The organism is Isobaculum melis (assembly GCF_900111355.1).
Classification (GTDB): Bacteria; Bacillota; Bacilli; order Lactobacillales; family Carnobacteriaceae; genus Isobaculum; species Isobaculum melis.
Genome location: NZ_FOHA01000002.1, coordinates 51,969 through 69,615 on the forward strand (window position 1 = coordinate 51,969; position 17,647 = coordinate 69,615).

The 17,647-nt window shown below is 35.6% G+C and carries 14 protein-coding genes; 4 read left to right on the plus strand and 10 right to left on the minus strand.

What is annotated here, in order from left to right; all coding sequences use genetic code 11:
* Window positions 1-143 precede the first annotated feature (143 nt).
* The 3 genes from BMW29_RS02030 (at window position 144) to BMW29_RS02040 (ending at window position 3,259) form a co-directional block, all read left to right on the plus strand.
* Window positions 144-1,493, plus strand: a complete 1,350-nt coding sequence (locus tag BMW29_RS02030; RefSeq protein ID WP_092650333.1) for an aspartate kinase — start codon at window positions 144-146, stop codon at window positions 1,491-1,493.
* A 26-nt stretch (window positions 1,494-1,519) separates the two neighbouring features.
* Entirely contained in the window at window positions 1,520-2,188 is a 669-nt protein-coding gene (locus BMW29_RS02035) for a hypothetical protein (protein WP_092649789.1), read from the plus strand.
* 402 nt (window positions 2,189-2,590) lie between these two features.
* Window positions 2,591-3,259 (plus strand): Crp/Fnr family transcriptional regulator, encoded by a 669-nt coding sequence (locus tag BMW29_RS02040; RefSeq protein WP_143047325.1) that lies wholly within the window; start codon window positions 2,591-2,593, stop codon window positions 3,257-3,259.
* 47 nt (window positions 3,260-3,306) lie between these two features.
* Here the strand turns inward: BMW29_RS02040 and BMW29_RS02045 are convergent, their stop codons facing one another.
* The gene (locus BMW29_RS02045) at window positions 3,307-4,320 is read right to left on the minus strand and encodes a LacI family DNA-binding transcriptional regulator (RefSeq protein WP_092649793.1); all 1,014 of its coding nucleotides are present in this window, start codon (window positions 4,318-4,320) and stop codon (window positions 3,307-3,309) included.
* A 450-nt stretch (window positions 4,321-4,770) separates the two neighbouring features.
* On the opposite strand from BMW29_RS02045, the gene BMW29_RS02050 reads away from it, so the two are divergent.
* The gene (locus BMW29_RS02050; RefSeq protein ID WP_092649795.1) at window positions 4,771-6,057 is read left to right on the plus strand and encodes an HdeD family acid-resistance protein; all 1,287 of its coding nucleotides are present in this window, start codon (window positions 4,771-4,773) and stop codon (window positions 6,055-6,057) included.
* Window positions 6,058-6,082: 25 nt separating this feature from the next.
* On the opposite strand, the gene BMW29_RS02055 is transcribed toward BMW29_RS02050, so the two are convergent.
* The 9 genes from BMW29_RS02055 to BMW29_RS02095 all read right to left on the minus strand — a co-directional run bounded on the left by BMW29_RS02055 (window position 6,083) and on the right by BMW29_RS02095 (window position 17,510).
* Window positions 6,083-6,559: a glutathione peroxidase gene (locus tag BMW29_RS02055; RefSeq protein ID WP_092649797.1), complete on the minus strand. Its 477-nt coding sequence runs from the start codon at window positions 6,557-6,559 to the stop codon at window positions 6,083-6,085.
* A gap of 502 nt (window positions 6,560-7,061) precedes the next feature.
* Window positions 7,062-7,520 carry an SsrA-binding protein SmpB gene (gene smpB, locus BMW29_RS02060; RefSeq protein WP_092649799.1) on the minus strand — a complete coding sequence of 153 codons (459 nt, stop codon included), beginning with the start codon at window positions 7,518-7,520 and terminating at the stop codon, window positions 7,062-7,064.
* A 52-nt stretch (window positions 7,521-7,572) separates the two neighbouring features.
* On the minus strand, window positions 7,573-9,966 hold the full coding sequence (gene rnr, locus BMW29_RS02065) for a ribonuclease R (RefSeq protein ID WP_092649800.1): 2,394 nt from the start codon (window positions 9,964-9,966) through the stop codon (window positions 7,573-7,575).
* The gene (locus tag BMW29_RS02070) at window positions 9,963-10,724 is read right to left on the minus strand and encodes an alpha/beta hydrolase (protein ID WP_092649802.1); all 762 of its coding nucleotides are present in this window, start codon (window positions 10,722-10,724) and stop codon (window positions 9,963-9,965) included. Before BMW29_RS02070 ends, rnr begins: the two co-directional genes overlap by 4 nt.
* A 413-nt stretch (window positions 10,725-11,137) precedes the next feature.
* Window positions 11,138-11,350, minus strand: coding sequence for a preprotein translocase subunit SecG (secG, locus tag BMW29_RS02075; protein ID WP_218139633.1), 213 nt, complete (start codon window positions 11,348-11,350; stop codon window positions 11,138-11,140).
* Between the two features lie 303 nt (window positions 11,351-11,653).
* Window positions 11,654-13,459, minus strand: coding sequence for an ABC transporter ATP-binding protein (locus BMW29_RS02080; RefSeq protein WP_092649806.1), 1,806 nt, complete (start codon window positions 13,457-13,459; stop codon window positions 11,654-11,656).
* The gene (locus tag BMW29_RS02085; RefSeq protein WP_092649808.1) at window positions 13,459-15,189 is read right to left on the minus strand and encodes an ABC transporter ATP-binding protein; all 1,731 of its coding nucleotides are present in this window, start codon (window positions 15,187-15,189) and stop codon (window positions 13,459-13,461) included. Before BMW29_RS02085 ends, BMW29_RS02080 begins: the two co-directional genes overlap by 1 nt.
* An 11-nt stretch (window positions 15,190-15,200) precedes the next feature.
* The gene (locus tag BMW29_RS02090) at window positions 15,201-15,632 is read right to left on the minus strand and encodes a MarR family winged helix-turn-helix transcriptional regulator (protein WP_177165645.1); all 432 of its coding nucleotides are present in this window, start codon (window positions 15,630-15,632) and stop codon (window positions 15,201-15,203) included.
* Window positions 15,633-15,803: 171 nt separating this feature from the next.
* Window positions 15,804-17,510, minus strand: a complete 1,707-nt coding sequence (locus BMW29_RS02095; RefSeq protein ID WP_092649812.1) for a Na/Pi cotransporter family protein — start codon at window positions 17,508-17,510, stop codon at window positions 15,804-15,806.
* Window positions 17,511-17,647: the final 137 nt, after the last annotated feature.

The following is a 17,647-nucleotide window of genomic DNA, read 5'->3' on the forward strand; positions in this document are numbered from 1 at the left end:
TTCTATTATACCATTAATCTACTAAAAAAATATTTTATTTTTGACTACTTTTACTTTTTCTTGCTAAAAAAGCTTGCTTATTTGGACAAAAAAAGCGAGAATAGATACAATATTCTTAGAAAATAAAGGAAGTGACAGCAATGATGAAAGTAACCAAATTTGGTGGTAGCTCATTAGCTTCTGCCTCTCAACTAGAAAAAGTACTACATATTATGAGAGAAGATGCGACACGTAAGTTTATGATTGTTTCAGCACCTGGTAAACGGTTTGCCGAAGATGAAAAAGTAACGGATTTACTGATAGAACTGGGGGAAGCAGTATTAGCCGGAACAGATACAACTGGCTTTCAAACAAAAATTATGCAACGTTATCAACAAATTGCGGATGATTTAAAACTAACGGACGCTATCATGGAAGAGATTAAAGCACAGCTTGAAAAATTGCTCACACTTGATGTAACTTCTCCAGAAGCCTATCTTGATGCGGTAAAATCAAGCGGTGAAGATAACCACGCTCGACTGATTGCAGCTTATTTCAATCAAGCTGGTTTAAAAGCCCACTATGTCAATCCCTTACAAGCAGGGATGATTGTTACAAATGAACCAGGTAATGCTCAAATCTTACCTCAATCTTACACAAAAATTGCAACTTTAAGACAATTAAATGACATTATTGTCATTCCCGGCTTCTTTGGTTATACTGAAACAGGTAGGATTTGTACTTTTTCAAGAGGTGGATCTGATATTACAGGTTCGATTATTGCAAATGGTGTACAGGCGTCACTTTATGAGAATTTTACAGATGTTGATGCGATTTATGCCGCAAATCCTCATATTGTTTCACAGCCAAAAGAAATTGCTGCACTCACTTATCGAGAAATGCGAGAACTATCTTATGCTGGCTTTTCCGTTTTTCATGATGAAGCACTGATTCCAGCCTTTAAAGCAGGAATTCCTGTTCAAGTTAAAAATACAAATAATCCAACTGCACCAGGAACAACTATTACAACAAAGAGACAAGCTATTGATACCCCTGTCGTTGGCATCGCTAGTGATAGTGGCTTCTGTGGAATCTATATTCGTAAATATTTGATGAATAGAGAAATTGGATTTGGACGTCATGTTTTAGAAATCTTAGAAGATTGCCAGTTAAATTTTGAGCATATGCCCTCTGGGATTGATGAATTAACCATCATTCTCCGAGAAGACCAACTAACTGAAGCAGTAAAAGCAACTGTTTTAAATCGTTTAAAACAAGAATTAGCTGTCGATGAGGTTAAAATTCAGCATCATCTTGCCTTAATCATGGTGGTTGGAGAAGGGATGAATCACAATGTTGGGATCACAGCTAAAGCTGCTACTAGTTTAGCGAATGCGGCTATTAACATTGAAATGATTAATCAAGGCTCTTCTGAGGTTAGTATTATGTTTGGTGTTAAAGAAGCGGATGAAAAAAAAGCTTTACAAGTAATCTACCAAGCCTTTTTTGATTAGAAAGATATATGTTTAGGGGGATTTAAATGAAAAGAAGAGCACTATGGGTAACGTTGTTTATCGTTTTACTGATTGCAGGATTTGGGATCAGCTATTTATTAGGTGCACATAATCAATATCGCGATATTGCAGGGACTTGGGAAGTTCAGCTGAATAATCCACAGCAGCAATATATTGAAGCAGTAAACCTTCAAACAGAATTAGGGGAACCAACCACTTTAACCATTAAAGGAGATGGCTCTGCTGTTTTCAAAACAAACACTTTTGGTTTAACAACCTTCAAAGTGAGTTATGAGCTTCCTAGAGAACGTTTAAGAAGCTCAGATAGTTATGAAATGTCTGTCAAAAAAGCTGAAATCACACAATCTATTTATGCGAATGAAATGACTCAAAAATTAAGTACATTATACTCAGAAAATGCATCTCCCGCAGAAGCTAGTGAAGAATTGATTAGATTGCTTGATGAACTAAAAGCTGATACCAGCCATCAAGCAGATATCAGAGATGAAGCACAGGAACATATCTATGCTCAAAATTATTTTGATATCATCTCAGAAAATGAAACTTCATTTAAATTAACCTATCAATTTCCTAAAAAAGAAACGCTTTATATCAGAGTGGTTTCTAAGGATAAACTGGAAAGTGTGGATACCAAGACCAATCAAGTACTTGCCACATTTACTAGAAAAAAATAACCAGTAAAAGGCTAGAAAAATCAGTTTCTCTAGCCTTTTCTATTCCATTCTAAATAGTCAACAAAAAAGAACGTAAAGAATAGTCCCCACTATCCATTACGTTCTTTTTCATTGCTTATTTTTTAGGTCTTATATTCAATCACTCATAAGTATTTGTTACAATATTCAGCAATCCCCATTGCCTATCCCCAAAATATATTTACTGATTTCATGATGTTTTTTCGCTTCTCCCCAGAAGCCTATTTTTATTAAAATTATTATATCACTAAAAAAAATCCCCAGTGGTTACTCAGTAACATTCACGTTGACATGCTCATTATTATGTTAGATAATTATACTGAACAATCAAAATAAAAAGGAGTTTTAACCTTGGCCTTTAAAAATTTGGATGAATTCAAAAAAATGAACCAACAAAAAAATAAAGTTTTTTTTGAAACCATTCTTGCTAAAAAACTAAACCTAACAAAAACTTTTTATAAAAAAGGAACACTTCTACCCATGCAAGATGGCTTAGAGCCTTTTGTCATGATTTTAGATGGCTTTGTTATCCAAACAGCCCCCGATACTGTTAGTGGAAGTAAAGCCCTGACTTTTTTAACAAAATATGAGTTTACAGGTCTTGCTTCTTTGTATAATGATTTTTATTTTCCAAATGAATATGTTGCACTAACAGATATTACAGTTGTTCATTTGACACCGCAAATGATTACTCAAAATATTGCGGATTATCCTTTATTTTTATACACTAATTTACAATGTGAAATTCTCGTCTATTCTTTAAATTTAGTAGGCACTTCGTTATCAGGAAGTGAACGGATTATCTTCACTCTAGTTGAGCTTGCTAAACAAATCCCACAGGAAAATGATAGTAGTCAGATGCTGATTCCTTCCTTTATTACCCAAAAAACAATTGCTAGCTTCTCTTCCGTCTCAAGAGTGTATGTTACCCGTGTTTTAACGGATCTTGAGAAAAAGGGAATTATTCATCGGGTTGAAAAAAAAGGGATAGCCATTCCAAATTTAGAACAGTTGATTCTTTTATCACCTCCTCATCATGAGGCCATCTTCTAAAAAAGTCAAAAAAGATGCTTCCAATTTTTTAACTGGAAGCATCTTTTTTATTTTTGTGTTAAATCCCAAACACTATGTCTTTCAATCATGCTTGGCTGTAGCACTTTACTTTCTGGCTTTTCTTTAGGGTCAGTAATCATTGATTCTAATAAATAAACAGCTTCTTGTCCCATTTGATAAGTCGGCTGAGCAATGGTGGTTAATTGCGGGTCAATATAATTGGTTAAGGGAATATTATCATAGCCAACAATTGACATATCCTGAGGTACTTGCAGCCCTTTATCCAAGACACCACGAGCGATTCCAATTCCCATTAAATCATTACAGGTAAAAACAGCAGTAATCTCGCCTTTTGCGAGTAAATCATTTGTTAACTGATAGCCACCTTCAATTGTTAAATCGGCTTGAAATAACTCATAATTATGATCCAAACCCGCTTCTGCTAAGGCTTTTAAATACCCTTTAACCCGTTCATCCATAATATATAAATGCTCTTTTGAGGTTACACAAGCAATCCGCTGATGTCCTTTTTCAATTAAATATTTTGTTGCAAGATAGCCACCTGTTAAGCCATCAACATGCACATATGGATAATGATGATCTGGTGTATAGCGGTCCATTGCAACAATTGGAAAATGTGCTTGTTGAATGACCTCTTGATATTGTGCACTTTCAAGACTATTAACAGAAGTTAATAAGATTCCAGAAACTAAATGCTGATTAAGCGTCCGAATATGCTCGATTTCTCTAGACATATCATTATAGGAATTACATAAAAATAAATGATAGCCTAATTGATTGAGTGTATCTCCAACGCCTTGTGCAATTTCAGCAAAAAAAGGATTGGTAATATCTGGAATAATTAAGCCAACTGAATTGGTTTTGGATGTCACTAAACTTCTGGCTGCTTGATTAGGATGATACCCTAACTCATCAACAGCTTCTTGCACTTTACGTTTGGTTCGCTCACTAAACCTGGTGCCTTTATGATTCAGTATCTGGGAAACAGTTGTAATAGATACACCAGATTTTTTTGCAATATCTTTAATTGTTACAGCCATTCATCTTCCCTCATCTCTTTTTCTCTCTTTATCATACAAAATAAAACCTTTTTTTGCTACTGATAAATCAATTTTCATGAGTGGCACCCATAGAAAAAAAGCACTGACTCAGTCAGTGCTTTCTCCGGTAGTATTTATTTTCATAAACAGACTCCATGAATTCCACAATACAGAGGGAATCAAACAACTACATCTCGTAGTGTACACTCACCAAGGTGGCGTACCATGCCCTACCTAATTGTCCCAATCACTATGTTGCCGCAGCAAGATAACCGAAGTTACCTGATTGGTGTCAACTCATCGCATAGGAATACTCTATCATGAACTTGTCTTAAGCACAAGTAAAAGATTCATTTCATGCTTGATTATCATAATATTTTGCTTTTAGTTAGCAAGATGATAAAATGAATAGGAGATTTATTAAATTATATTGTAAGGGTGTCTACTCATATGTCATTAAAACAAATCAATCAGCTACATTTCTTTATTACTGGATTTGGGCTCATCTTTTTTGGTGTTTTTATTTTAGTTGCACAGCTTAAAGTACTTTCTATGATGGCGATTTTAATTATTTTAGCTTTTCTATTAGATGGCCTTTCTCAATGGTTTCAATTTTTCATTCAAAAGAAACAAGAAAAACGCTTATTATTAGATGGGCTCATTAAAATCATACTTGGTACCATTTCCTATTATAACTCGGATTTGCCAATTGATATTTTATTTATGGCCTTTGGTGGTTATACTTTTGTTAAAGGCTTTGCTAAGTTAATGAATTATACATCTTATCGTGATAATCAGATTCCCATGCGTTTGCCAATACTGATTACTAGTTTATTTTTGATGTTGGCTGGGATTAGTTTACTGTTTTCACCAATGTTGTCTAATCAACAAATGATGTTGATTTTCAGTTTATATTTTATTTTTTATGGGCTTGGAAATCTTGGTAGTGGCATTGCAAGCTTATTTACAAGTCCAACTGCAGATCGCTTCAAGCGGAAAATTAGGATTACACTCCCTGTTTTTATTGAAGCTTTTATTCCTAGAATGGTCTTACATGAGACCAATGAGCTCTTAAAACCTCAAGATAAACAAGAGGAAGAATTTCCTTTAATGCAACAAAAAATAGAAGAACAGCCTGATCTTGAGATTTTTATTCATGTCACAGAAAAAGGTTTTGGCTCTGTTGGGCATATGGACCTTTATTTTGAGGGTGAATTAATTTCTTATGGAAATTATGATGAATCCTCTTATCACTTTTTTGATAGCATGGGTGATGGTGTATTAGTAGCCGCTGATAAAGAACAATATATCCCATTTTGTATTGCCCATAATAAAAAAACATTATTTGGCTTTGGCCTTAAGCTAACAGAAGAACAAATTTTAGGGATTAGAGAGAAGGTTCAAGCACTAAAGCAAACCTGTTACCCTTGGAAATCTGCACTTCAACTTGCGGAGGAACAGCATTTACCTATTGATTTAGCCGAATATCCTGATTATGCCAGTTGCCTTTATCATGCCACAGGCTGTGACTTATTTAAATTTAAGCAAGGTCGCTTTAAATCTTACTTTGTTTTAACAACCAATTGTGTTTTGCTAGCAGATCATTTGATTGGTCCATCAGGGATTGATTTACTAACGATTAACGGAATTTTAACACCTGGCACCTATTTGAACTTCTTAAGACGTGAGTTTAAGCGTGAAGATAGCAATGTCATTAGTTATCATATTTACAATTAATAAAGACTGCCCCAGCGGGCAGTCTTTATTGGTTGGTTATTAATTTTTCAATTGGAGCAACAAGTGCTTCTGGTTTTACTTTTGACTCAAAGCGTTCTATGAGATTGCCTTGCTGATCAATTAAGAACTTGGTAAAATTCCAACCGATTTTTTTACCGCCCGTTTCAGCAACTAAATACTGATATAAAGGATGTTGTTGCTTACCTTTGACATCAATTTTAGCAAACATTGGAAAAGATACCCCATAGTTTAATTGGCAAAAGGACAGGATTTCTTCATTACTTCCTGGATCTTGTCTTAAAAATTGATTACATGGAAAGCCTAAAATAACCAAACCTTGCTTTTGATAGGTTTGATATAAAGCTTCTAAGCCTTCAAATTGAGGGGTAAAGCCACATTTGCTAGCAGTATTTACAATCAATACTACTTTTCCTTGATAATCTTTTAAGGATACTTCTTTACCTGCTATCGTCTCGACAGCAAAATCATAAATGGTTGTCATTGTAAATCCTCTCCTTTTTTCTCTTAAGCTTAGTTTATCAGAAAAGCAGGGAAATAAAGAATGATTGCACTCAAAAGGGACGAGACAAAACTCAAAAGTTTTATCTCGTCCCCTTAATTGCTTCTAAAAAGACATAAGTTGCCTCCATAATCGGTGGCCAAAAGGCAGATTCTTCGGCAATTGCCAAGAATCACTGTGAACGTAAGTGAATAGATGATAATTGGTACCTACTACGCTACGCTTCGATCACAACAAATTCTACGCATGAAACATGCTAGCTTTGAAGGATTTGGTTCACAAGACTTTTAATAAGGAGAGTAAAAAGGTTCAGAGTCGAACAAGTTCGATCTGTATCATGCCTCTAAGGATTAAAAATCCTAAGAGGCATGACAATTGTTCGTCTTTTGCTCCAATTGCTTTGATTCACAACGAAGTATGAGTTGATGTAGAAAAGTACCTACCCGGTGCTCGAACCTAAGCGCCTTTTGCCTCAGCCTCCTTCTTAACGTTCTCTTAAATCTCGATCCATTTGACGCTTCATATCTTTACGCTTCAAATCTTCTCGTTTATCATAATTTTTCTTCCCTTTAGCTAAACCAATTAAAACTTTAGCAAAACCATCTTTAATATAAACCTTTAAAGGAATCAATGTGTAACCAGATGTTTTCGTTTCAGCTAGTAATTTATTAATTTGTTTTTTACGCATTAATAATTTTCTGACTCTTAGTGGGTCATGATTAAATTGGTTCCCTTGTTCATAGGGACTAATATGCACATTATGCAAGAAAATCTCACCATTTTGAATTTTAGCATAGCCATCCTTTAAGTTAATTCTAGCATTTCTAATGGATTTAATTTCTGTTCCTTGGAGCACAATACCAGCTTCAATCGCCTCAACAATACTATAATCATGTCTTGCTTTTCTGTTTTGTGCAACTAATTTTCCTTCACCTTTTGGCACGGGTCACTTCGCCTCCCATTGCTTGGTCTATTGACCACTTCATTCATTTATTTTACTTCTTCTTTTTCTTTTTGGCTACCCCTTTATAAAAAGGTTTCTTGCCTTTTTTCTTTTTACCTTTTGCAAATTTATCATCATTTTTAAAGGAACGCTCTTGCTTACGTCCTGTTGATGGACTATTTTTTCCTCGTCCTTGCTCACGATTACCTGTATTCTTTTTCTGCTTGCTTGTTTTCTTTTTCAAAGCAACTTCATTTTTACTAGCAAATCTTTGTTTACTTTCATCTGGAACAATTGCAAAGTCAATTTCTTTGGTTTCAATATCCGCTTTAACAACTTCAATTTTGACAGGTTGACCAATTCGGTAAGAAATACCTGTTCGTTCACCAATTAACATCATATGATTTTCAATATAATCAAAATAATCTTCTTTCATATTTGAAATATGAATCAAGCCTTCAACTGTATTGGGTAATTCAACAAAAATCCCAAATTTTGTTACAGAGCTTACCACACCCTCATAGATTTCACCCACTTTATCTTGCATATAAGCGGCTTTTTTAAGGGCATCTGTTTCACGCTCTGCTTCAACTGCTCGACGTTCCATTTTTGAGCTTTGCTCACTAATATCTGGTAAGAGCCCTTCCCATTTGGCTTGCTCTTTTACGCCAGTTCCGTTGGTTGCATAAGCTCTAATCAAGCGATGCACAATCAAATCAGGATAACGACGAATTGGAGAAGTAAAATGCGTATAATATTCAGCAGCCAATCCAAAGTGTCCTAATGGCTCTACATCATATTTGGCTTGTTTCATACTACGTAATAGCATGGTCGCAATAATTGGCTCTTCTGGTTCACCTTGAATACTGGCTAATACATTTTGTAGCGCTTTAGGTTCAATCTTGTCATTTGTTCCTTTTAATAGCACCCCAAAATTGGTAATAAATTCAGCAAATCGTTGCATTTTTTCACTATCAGGCTGCTCATGAATCCGGTAAATAAAAGGCACATTTAATGTTGCAAAATGCTCTGCTACGGTTTCATTAGCGGCTAGCATAAAGGACTCAATTAAGCGTTCTCCTAAACCACGTTCACGCAATTCAATATCAATTGGTTGTCCTGTTTCATCTACAATAATTTGGGCTTCTGGTGCTTCAAAATCAATCGCACCTCTTTGTTTCCGTTTATTTTCAAGAATTTGGTGTAATTCTCCCATCAGCTCAAACATGGGTACCAGTTCCTGATAAGTTTCACGAACGGTTTCATCTTTTTCCATTAATATTTGGTTCACAGCAGTATAGGTCATTCGCGCAGTTGTTTGAATCACACTTGGGAAAATACGATGGCTTACCACATTACCAGCTTGATCAATTTCCATTTCACAGCTCATTGTTAATCTTGGAACAGCAGGATTTAAGGAACAAATCCCATTAGATAAACGATGCGGAATCATTGGAATCACACGGTCTGTTAAATAAACACTGGTGCCACGTTCAAAAGCTTCCTGATCAAGCGGGCTATCCTCTGTTACATAATAAGAAACATCGGCAATATGCACCCCTAAATGATAACGACCATTTTCGAGTTTTCTAACGGTTACCGCATCATCTAAATCTTTTGCGTCTTCCCCATCGATTGTCACAATTGTTTCTTGACGCAAGTCAATGCGGTCCTTTAAATCTGACTCTGCAATTGTATCTGAAACTGCTTCTGCTTGTTTTAATGTACTTTCTTCAAATTCTGTTGGAATCCCAAATTTGTAGACAATTGAAAGAATATCAATTCCAGGATCATTGATATGACCAATTGTTTTCTTCACAATCCCTTGCATACTTGTTGGAAATTCTGCATCAGGGTAGTAAGTAAGCTCAACGAGCACAATACTGCCTTCTACTGGTTGAATCCCTGTGGCTTCAATATAAACACGATAAGTCGCCATTTTTTTGTCTTTTGGCACCACATATCCATAAAGCTCTGTTTCTGCCACTTCAGCTTCTGGATAAGGAATAAATTCACCCACTAATTGTGTAAAGCGACGCTCTTCAATGCCTACAACACGTCCTTCAGCCCCCTTATCTTGCCAAGGTGCAGCTTCTCTTGTAATTTCCACAGCAACCTGATCGCCATCTAAAGCATAGCCTGTTGCGCCTTGTGGAATATAAATATCATCCTGATCATCTTCTGTAATGACAAAGCCAAAGCCTCGATCATTACCACGGAAAAGACCTTTAACCAAGGTTTGTTCCATTGAAAGCATAAACCGATTCTTTTTATTTAAATTTAGCTGCCCTTCTCGCTCTAATTGTGCTAAAGTTCCCACTAATTTTTTAAAATCATTCGCTGAAGTATAGCCTAAGCCTTCACTTAATTCATCTACTGAAAATGATTTTTTCTGACTTTGTTTCATAAAGAGGAGGATTTCCTCAATTAATTTCATATTTTTCATTTTGTTTCCTCATTCCATTGTAGTCCGTTTAAAAAGGCTAAGATATCCTCTTGTAAGACATGTCTATCTTCACCAATTGTTATCACATGACCACTATTTTTATACCAATGAAACGATGTTTGACTGTTTTCAAGTGCCTCTTCAAGTAAATAAGCATTATTTGCATCAATTAATTCATCTTTACCTGATTGGCAAATCAGTGTAGGAATGCGAATTTCCTTTAACTGCTCTTGGATAACCGGTAAAAAGTGGCTGATTGCTAGCAACTGTTGGGTTAATAATTGCTCAATCTGTGGCATTTCTGCTTCAATCACTTCTGGTGCAATACCTGCGTATGTTTTTACCTCTTTCACATACTGTAAAAAGCCTTTCTGAATCGCTGAGTTATCTGATAAAAACAACGGTGAGCACAATGTTCCTACCCCGACTAAAGGAAAGTGTTCTGCTGCTTTCATGGTAAACATACCACCTAGTGAAAAACCAATAATTGCAATCTTTTCATACCCTTTTTCTTTCAAAAAGTGAAGCGCTTCTTGTGTATCACGCCACCAATCTTCTGGTGTATGGGCTAAAATATCTTCTGGATGAGCTGTTGCATGTCCACTAAAATGTGGTGCATAAACCGTATAATCATGCCTTTCCAAAAAACGTCCTAGCATCCGAAAATCATTCGAGGTTCCAGTATAACTATGGAGCAATAAGATTGCGCGCTTTCCTTTTTCAAAGAAAAAAGGTTTTGGTAGTTGAAGTGTTTTCATTTGATTTCCCCCTAAGTCATCAAGCTTGATAGATTCATTTTAACCTAAATCATGTTTGATAAAAAGCTTATTCTCTTATGACCTGTCTAAAAACTACAGTAGTATCTGATTTTTTTGAGACAGGTCCTATATTTTAAAAGATTTAAGCCTTTCATTGCTTTAAATTTTTTGATTCAAACTAGCTTACAAAAGCTTTAAGAGCTTAAAAACACAAAATACTTTTCAGTTCAAAGTCAAGCTTGTGCTTGATTTGTTTCATGTTTCTAAGAGGCAAAGCCTAACAACTTTAAAAGCCTTTTCGGTTCAAAGTCAAGCTCGCGCTTGATTTGTTTCATGTTTCTAAGAGGCAAAGCCTCTAAGAACCATGAAAAAAAAAAAACCACCCGAATAAACAGGTGGCAAGTTATTTTTTGTTAGTTTGCTGACAAATATGCAAGCGCTAATGCTAAACCAAAGAAAATAATTCCTAAAACTGTTGTCACACGAATTAATACTGCTTCAAAACCGCGTGCTTTTTGTTTTCCAAATAGTTGCTCCGCTCCGCCAGTAAGGGCGCTGGTAGCGCTATTGGTTTTTGTTGGTTGCATTGTGATTACTATAATTAAAATAACAGATATTACTAACATAGCAATGAAAAGTGGTTTATACAAATCTATTGCCCTCCCGTCAAAAATCGTTTCATAACACTACCACTTTATCATATTTAGCAGGAGAATGCTAGAAATAATTTATTCCGCTATGTCCATGATTGTTTGTAGTCTTGGTTTTAGTTACTGCATTTTTAAGTATCGCAACTATTTTGTATCTAAAAGCTTTTAATTATCTGCTATTTCTTGGCTCGTTAAAAATGAAGCTGCTAGGCCTCTTCTCCCAGTACTTTGAAATAAGTAAAGGCTGTAATCAAATGAATGATGACAGCCTAACTTTGATTAATCTAATTCTATTTGACCTGTATATAATTTATAATACATGCCTTTTTTCTGAATCAACTCTTCATGATTGCCACGCTCTACAATTTCGCCATGGTCTAAGACCATTATCACATCTGCATTTCGAATCGTTGATAAGCGATGGGCAATGACAAAGGAAGTTCTCCCTGTCATCAGCTGATCCATTCCTGTTGTAATGAGTTGTTCTGTATGTGAGTCAATCGAACTTGTGGCTTCATCTAAGATTAAAACATTTGGATTGGCAACAGCTGCACGAGCTATCGCTAATAATTGTCGTTGTCCTTGACTTAAGTTTCCACCATCACCAGATAAAATCGTATCATAGCCTCTTGGCAAACGTTTAATAAAGTCATGGGCATTGGCAAGTTTTGCTGCTTCAATGACCTCTACATTGGATGCATCTAAACGGCCATAACGAATATTTTCCATCACACTTCCTGTAAATAAATGGGTATCTTGTAGCACAATTGACATAGTACTTCTTAAATCTGCTTTTTTAATCGTTGTAATCGGCAAGCCATCATAGAGAATCTCACCTGTATCGATTTCATAAAAACGATTAATTAAGTTGGTAATGGTTGTTTTACCTGCACCTGTTGCACCAACAAAAGCCACTTTTAAACCTGGCTTTGCCCAGACATTAATGTGTTTTAAGACGGGCTCTTCTGGCGTATAGCCAAATGAAACATCTTTTAGCTCAATATTTCCTACAACTGGAATGCGTTGATTTTCTGTAAGCCAAAAATTACCTGTCTCTGTTCTTTCCAAAGTCACAGTTCCATCATCTACTTCTGATGAAATCTCCATAATTGCAAAAATCCGTTCTGCTCCTGCTAAAGCTGCTAATAACGTATTGGTTTGTTGTGAAACTTGCGAAAGTGGCTGTGAAAAGGTTCTGGAATACTGTAAAAATGATCCCAGTGAACCAATATCAAGCATTCCTCTAACAACCATTAAACCACCTAAGCTAGCTGTTAAAGCATAGCTGACAAAACTGGTATTTCCAAGAATCGGCATCATCGCATTAGATAAGGTTTGTGCTTTTTGTGATGCACCTTGTAAGGCTTCATTACGCACATCAAAACCAGCCATTACCTCATCTTCATGATTAAATACCTTTACAACTTTTTGGCCTTCTACATATTCTTCAATATAACTATTTGTATTCCCTAAAAATTGTTGCTGTTGACCAAAATAATATGAACTTTTTCCACCAATCACTTTAATAATCAAAATCATCACTAAGACCATGACCACAATCACAATGGTTAAAATAGGACTGATAATCAGCATCATCACAAAGGTTCCTGTAATTGTTAGGAAAGCCGCTAAAATTTGCGTAACACTATTGTTTAAAGCTTCCTGAATATTATCAACATCATTGGTAAAACGACTCATAATATCTCCATTATTGGTACGATCAAAGAAACCAATCGGTAAATCTTGTAAATGATCAAATAAATCTTGTCTTAACTTCTGAATCGTATTTTGCGAAATTTGAATCATGATTCGGTTATAGCCATAGGTTGCAAGGACACCAAACAAATAAATAACCCCAACAACCATTAAAATACGAGCTAATCCACCTAAATCCCCAGGTAAAATATAATCATTAATAATCGGACGAATAAAGTAAGTCCCTGCAATCCCCGCACCTGTGCTTAAAATAATACAAATCACAACACTGAATAAAGCTAATTTATTCATCATCAGATAAGAGAGTAGCTGCTGCAAAGTTTTAGCCAAATGCTGCGGTTTACGCTTCATTGATTTCTGTTTTGCCATTAAACTTCAGCTCCTCTCTCTTGTGTTTCATAAATATCTGTATAAATCGCATTCGTACCCAGTAATTCCTCATGTGTACCTAGCCCATTTATTTCGCCTTCATTCAGTACCATAATTTGATCAGCACCTGCAATTGAAGAAATACGTTGCGCAATAATAATGACAGTAGTATCTGGTAAATGATGGAAGAACGCCTCTCTAATTTTCCCATCTGTCTCCGTATCCACAGCAGAGGTTGAATCATCTAGTATTAAAATCTTAGGTTGTTTTAAAATAGCCCTGGCAATACATAACCGTTGTTTTTGCCCCCCAGATAAATTGCCTCCACCTTGTTCTAATACGGTTTGATAACCATCTGGAAAGTCCATAATAAAATCATGTGCTTGTGCATATTGAGCGGCCTGCATGATTTCCTCATCCGTTGCATGCTCATTTCCCCACATTAAATTCTCACGAATTGTACCAGAAAATAAGGTGTTTTTTTGTAGCACCATCGCTACACTATCACGTAATGTTTTGATTTTATATTGACGAATGTTTTTTCCTCCAACATAAATTTCACCATCATCAATATCATATAATCTTGGAATCAGCTGAACTAAGGAAGATTTTCCTGAACCAGTTGGTCCAATAATCCCCAAAATATGCCCACTTTCAATGGAGAAATTAAGCTGCTTTAAGATCTCATCATCAGAGTTTCCACCATAAGAAAAGTCCACATCTTTAAAGGTAATTGCGCCATTTGCAACAGGAATATCAATAACTACATCATCGTCATTGATTTCAGATTTAGTCTCTAAGACCTCGACAACACGCTGAACACTTGCTTTCGTTCTAGTGATCATAATAAAAACAAAGGAAAGCATCATTAAGGACATTAAAATTTGCGAAATATACGCAATAAAGCTTAATAATTCACCAGCGCCAATCACATTGGTATTGACCAAATTCCCACCAAACCAAAGGACAGCAATCATACAGCTATAAACGGTCAACTGCATCGTTGGCATATTAAACATAATCACTTTCATTGCATGTAAGGCTGATTTTTTATAATTGGCGTTTTCAGCAGCAAATTTGGCTTTCTCTTCTTTGCCTCGAACAAAAGATTTAACCACACGAATTCCGATAAAGTTTTCTTGTAATACACGATTTAAACGGTCAATCGCTCGTTGTAATGAGAAAAATCTTGGAAATGCTGTGCGAACGATGAAGAATAAGGTGATGCCTAAAAAAGGCGTCGCAACAAGGAAGATTAGGGATAATTCCTGATTGATTTGAAAAGCTAAAATAATAGCAAATACGAGCATAAGTGGTGCTCTCACAAGTAAACGTAGCATCGCAATGAGGGTCATTTGAATATTATTGGTATCATTTGTCATTCTTGTAATCAAAGAAGAGGTAGAAAAACGATCCACATTACTAAATGAAAAATTTTGAATGGCTTTCATTTCTGCCTGTCTAATTTCAGCACCTACACCTGTTCCAGCAGTTGCCGCAAAATAAGCACCTAGTGCACCTGCAATCATGGCAATAATCGCTAAAACAACCATAATCATGCCATGGAAAAAAATATAATCTAGGTCTTTATTGGCAATCCCATTATCAATAATGAGGGCCATCATAATGGGTTGAACAACATCACAAATGACTTCAATTGCAATGAAAAACAAACAATATAATGGATATTTTTTAAATTTACTTGCATATGGGGTTAAACTTTTTATCATTCAAACAACTCCTATTTTGATTTTTTGATATTTTTAGAAATTTGATTTACAAATTGAAATAATAAATCTTTATCAGCTTGACTGAAGCCAACAAACAAACCATCTTCCATGGCATGCAACATATCAAAGGTATCTTCACGAAGCTGTTTACCAGTAGCTGTTAAATGAATCCGATTATAACGCATATCATTTTCTTGTGGCACTTTCTCTAATTGACCTGCTGTTACCATTTTTTTAATGGCCATGGCAATATGTGGGGGTGATACATTCAATCGATTGGAAATTTCTACTTGGCTTAAATAGGAATCCTCTCCAAAGCTATGCAAAATTCTTAGCTGTGAAAGATGAATGCCCTTCTTTTCTAGTTTTTCATCTGTAAAAGAACGATGACAACGCTCCATTTTCCGTAAAGCAAAAGCCAATTCTTTATTTGTCACTGCCATTTTTAAGTCTCCTTTCCACTTAGTTAACGACTTAATAGTTAAGTACTTAACTATTAGTCTAGCATGATACCAAATAAAAAACAATTGATTCTCATCATCAGAACCAATTGTTTTACTATTCATTATTCACTGAGTTGATGGTAGCATTAAATGAGTTATTTTATACCTTATTTAAAACCATTCTTCGCGCTCAATTAAAGGGGTTTGATATTCATGTCTAATCCCTAACACATGCTCTGCTATATGGGCGGCATGGTCACTGACACGCTCTAAATTTGAAGCAATATCTACAAATAGAATTCCATCAGATGGACGTCCTGTACCATCATTTAGCATTCTTGTATATTTTTTACGCAATAAACGTTCCATTGCATTAATTTGTTCTTCTCGTTTCATGATTTTCTGAGCTAACTCTGTATCCCCCGATTCATAAGCTTGAATCGCATCATGAATATTTTTGCCTACCTTATTAAACATATTCACCATATCATCATCAAATAAGACTTTGCCTTCACGTGATGATTTCTTGCCTTCTTTTTTGTCTTTAGCCAATTGTTTTTTCTCAACCCGAACAGCTTCTTGGATATTCTCCATAATGTTTTCACAATGGTCGCCCATTCGTTCAAAATCTTTGGTCATTTCCATCATTGAAGTTTGCTCTTCATTTTCATTATTGGTTAAATTCACAGTAGAGAGCTTCATTAAATATTCTGTTAACCTGCGATCAAAATTATCCACTGCCTCTTCTAATTGTAACGCATTGGTTTGATCCCCATCTTTTTGCTTTTCATAGTAATTAAAGGTTGCTTTAAATTCCTCTTCAACAAAATGGCCCATTTGAATCAGCTCTTGTTTCGCTTGATTTAATGCCATACTAGGGGCTGTTTGCATAATTCGCGTATCTAAATGTGAATTATATTGAATAATTGATTCTTTTCCTGGTACCAATTTTGTGACCAAGTAAGCAATTTGATTAATAAACCAAAATTGAATCAATAAATTAGAGAGATTAAAAATACCATGAGCAAAAGCAATCTGCATTTCTGGGTTTAAGCCTAAGTAGCCACTCAGGTTCGTAATTACATAAGTAAAGGGTTGTAATAGAACCGTGAAAATAACGGCGCCAACCAAATTAAAAATCACATGAGAGCCAGCTGTTCTTCTTGCTGCAACACTAGCACCTAAAGCTGCTAAAACGGCAGTAATGGTTGTCCCAATATTGTCTCCAAATAAAATAGGTAAGGCTGCTTGTAGTGTCACACTGCCCTGTGCATAGAGCTGTTGTAAAATCCCAACAGTTGCACTAGAGCTTTGTAGTACCATTGTTAAAAGCGTTCCAATTCCAACTCCTAAAATTGGCTGATCCGCTACCTTTAGCATTAAATCTGCAAAGACAGGTGACTCTTGTAAAGGTGCCATTCCCTTGCCCATTAATTCAAGTCCATAGAATAATGCACCAAAACCAAAAGCAATTTGCCCAAAATTATTAATGAACTGACGTTTTGAGAAAAATAAACAAAAAGCACCAACTGCAATAATTGGTAAAGCATATGCCCCTAAGTTAATCCCTATAATAAAGGCTGTGACAGTGGTTCCAACATTTGCACCCATAATGACACCAATGGCTTGCTTAAGCGTCATAAAGCCTGCGCTAACAAGTCCTACAGCGAGCACAGTCGTACCAGAACTACTTTGAATTAAAGCTGTGACTACAATTCCAGCAAGCACTGAACGCAGTGGTGTTGAAGTAAAACGATTCAGTATTTCCCTAAGATTATCTCCGGCTGATTGTTGCAAGCCATCTCCCATATACTTAATACCAAACAGGAAAATACCTAAGCCTCCAGCAAATTGAAATAGCATTTCTTGAATCTCCACAATGGTTCCTCCTAATGTTTTTATTACCAAAATGATTAATCTATTGTTGCAGAAAAAAATAAAAACAAACTCAATTCCATAGTACTAGACAAAACCCATCATTGTAAACCATAATTTGAAAAACCTTGCATCTTTTT

What these genes read in the sequence shown, in the direction of transcription:
- BMW29_RS02030 (WP_092650333.1), top strand. Translation starts at nt 144, where the DNA reads ATGAAAGTAACCAAATTTGGTGGTAGCTCATTAGCTTCTGCCTCTCAA.
- BMW29_RS02035 (WP_092649789.1), top strand. Translation starts at nt 1,520, where the DNA reads ATGAAAAGAAGAGCACTATGGGTAACGTTGTTTATCGTTTTACTGATT.
- BMW29_RS02040 (WP_143047325.1), top strand. Translation starts at nt 2,591, where the DNA reads ATGAACCAACAAAAAAATAAAGTTTTTTTTGAAACCATTCTTGCTAAA.
- BMW29_RS02045 (WP_092649793.1), bottom strand. Translation starts at nt 4,320, where the DNA reads ATGGCTGTAACAATTAAAGATATTGCAAAAAAATCTGGTGTATCTATT.
- BMW29_RS02050 (WP_092649795.1), top strand. Translation starts at nt 4,771, where the DNA reads ATGTCATTAAAACAAATCAATCAGCTACATTTCTTTATTACTGGATTT.
- BMW29_RS02055 (WP_092649797.1), bottom strand. Translation starts at nt 6,559, where the DNA reads ATGACAACCATTTATGATTTTGCTGTCGAGACGATAGCAGGTAAAGAA.
- rnr (WP_092649800.1), bottom strand. Translation starts at nt 9,966, where the DNA reads ATGAAAAATATGAAATTAATTGAGGAAATCCTCCTCTTTATGAAACAA.
- BMW29_RS02070 (WP_092649802.1), bottom strand. Translation starts at nt 10,724, where the DNA reads ATGAAAACACTTCAACTACCAAAACCTTTTTTCTTTGAAAAAGGAAAG.
- secG (WP_218139633.1), bottom strand. Translation starts at nt 11,350, where the DNA reads ATGTTAGTAATATCTGTTATTTTAATTATAGTAATCACAATGCAACCA.
- BMW29_RS02080 (WP_092649806.1), bottom strand. Translation starts at nt 13,459, where the DNA reads ATGGCAAAACAGAAATCAATGAAGCGTAAACCGCAGCATTTGGCTAAA.
- BMW29_RS02085 (WP_092649808.1), bottom strand. Translation starts at nt 15,189, where the DNA reads ATGATAAAAAGTTTAACCCCATATGCAAGTAAATTTAAAAAATATCCA.
- BMW29_RS02090 (WP_177165645.1), bottom strand. Translation starts at nt 15,632, where the DNA reads ATGGCAGTGACAAATAAAGAATTGGCTTTTGCTTTACGGAAAATGGAG.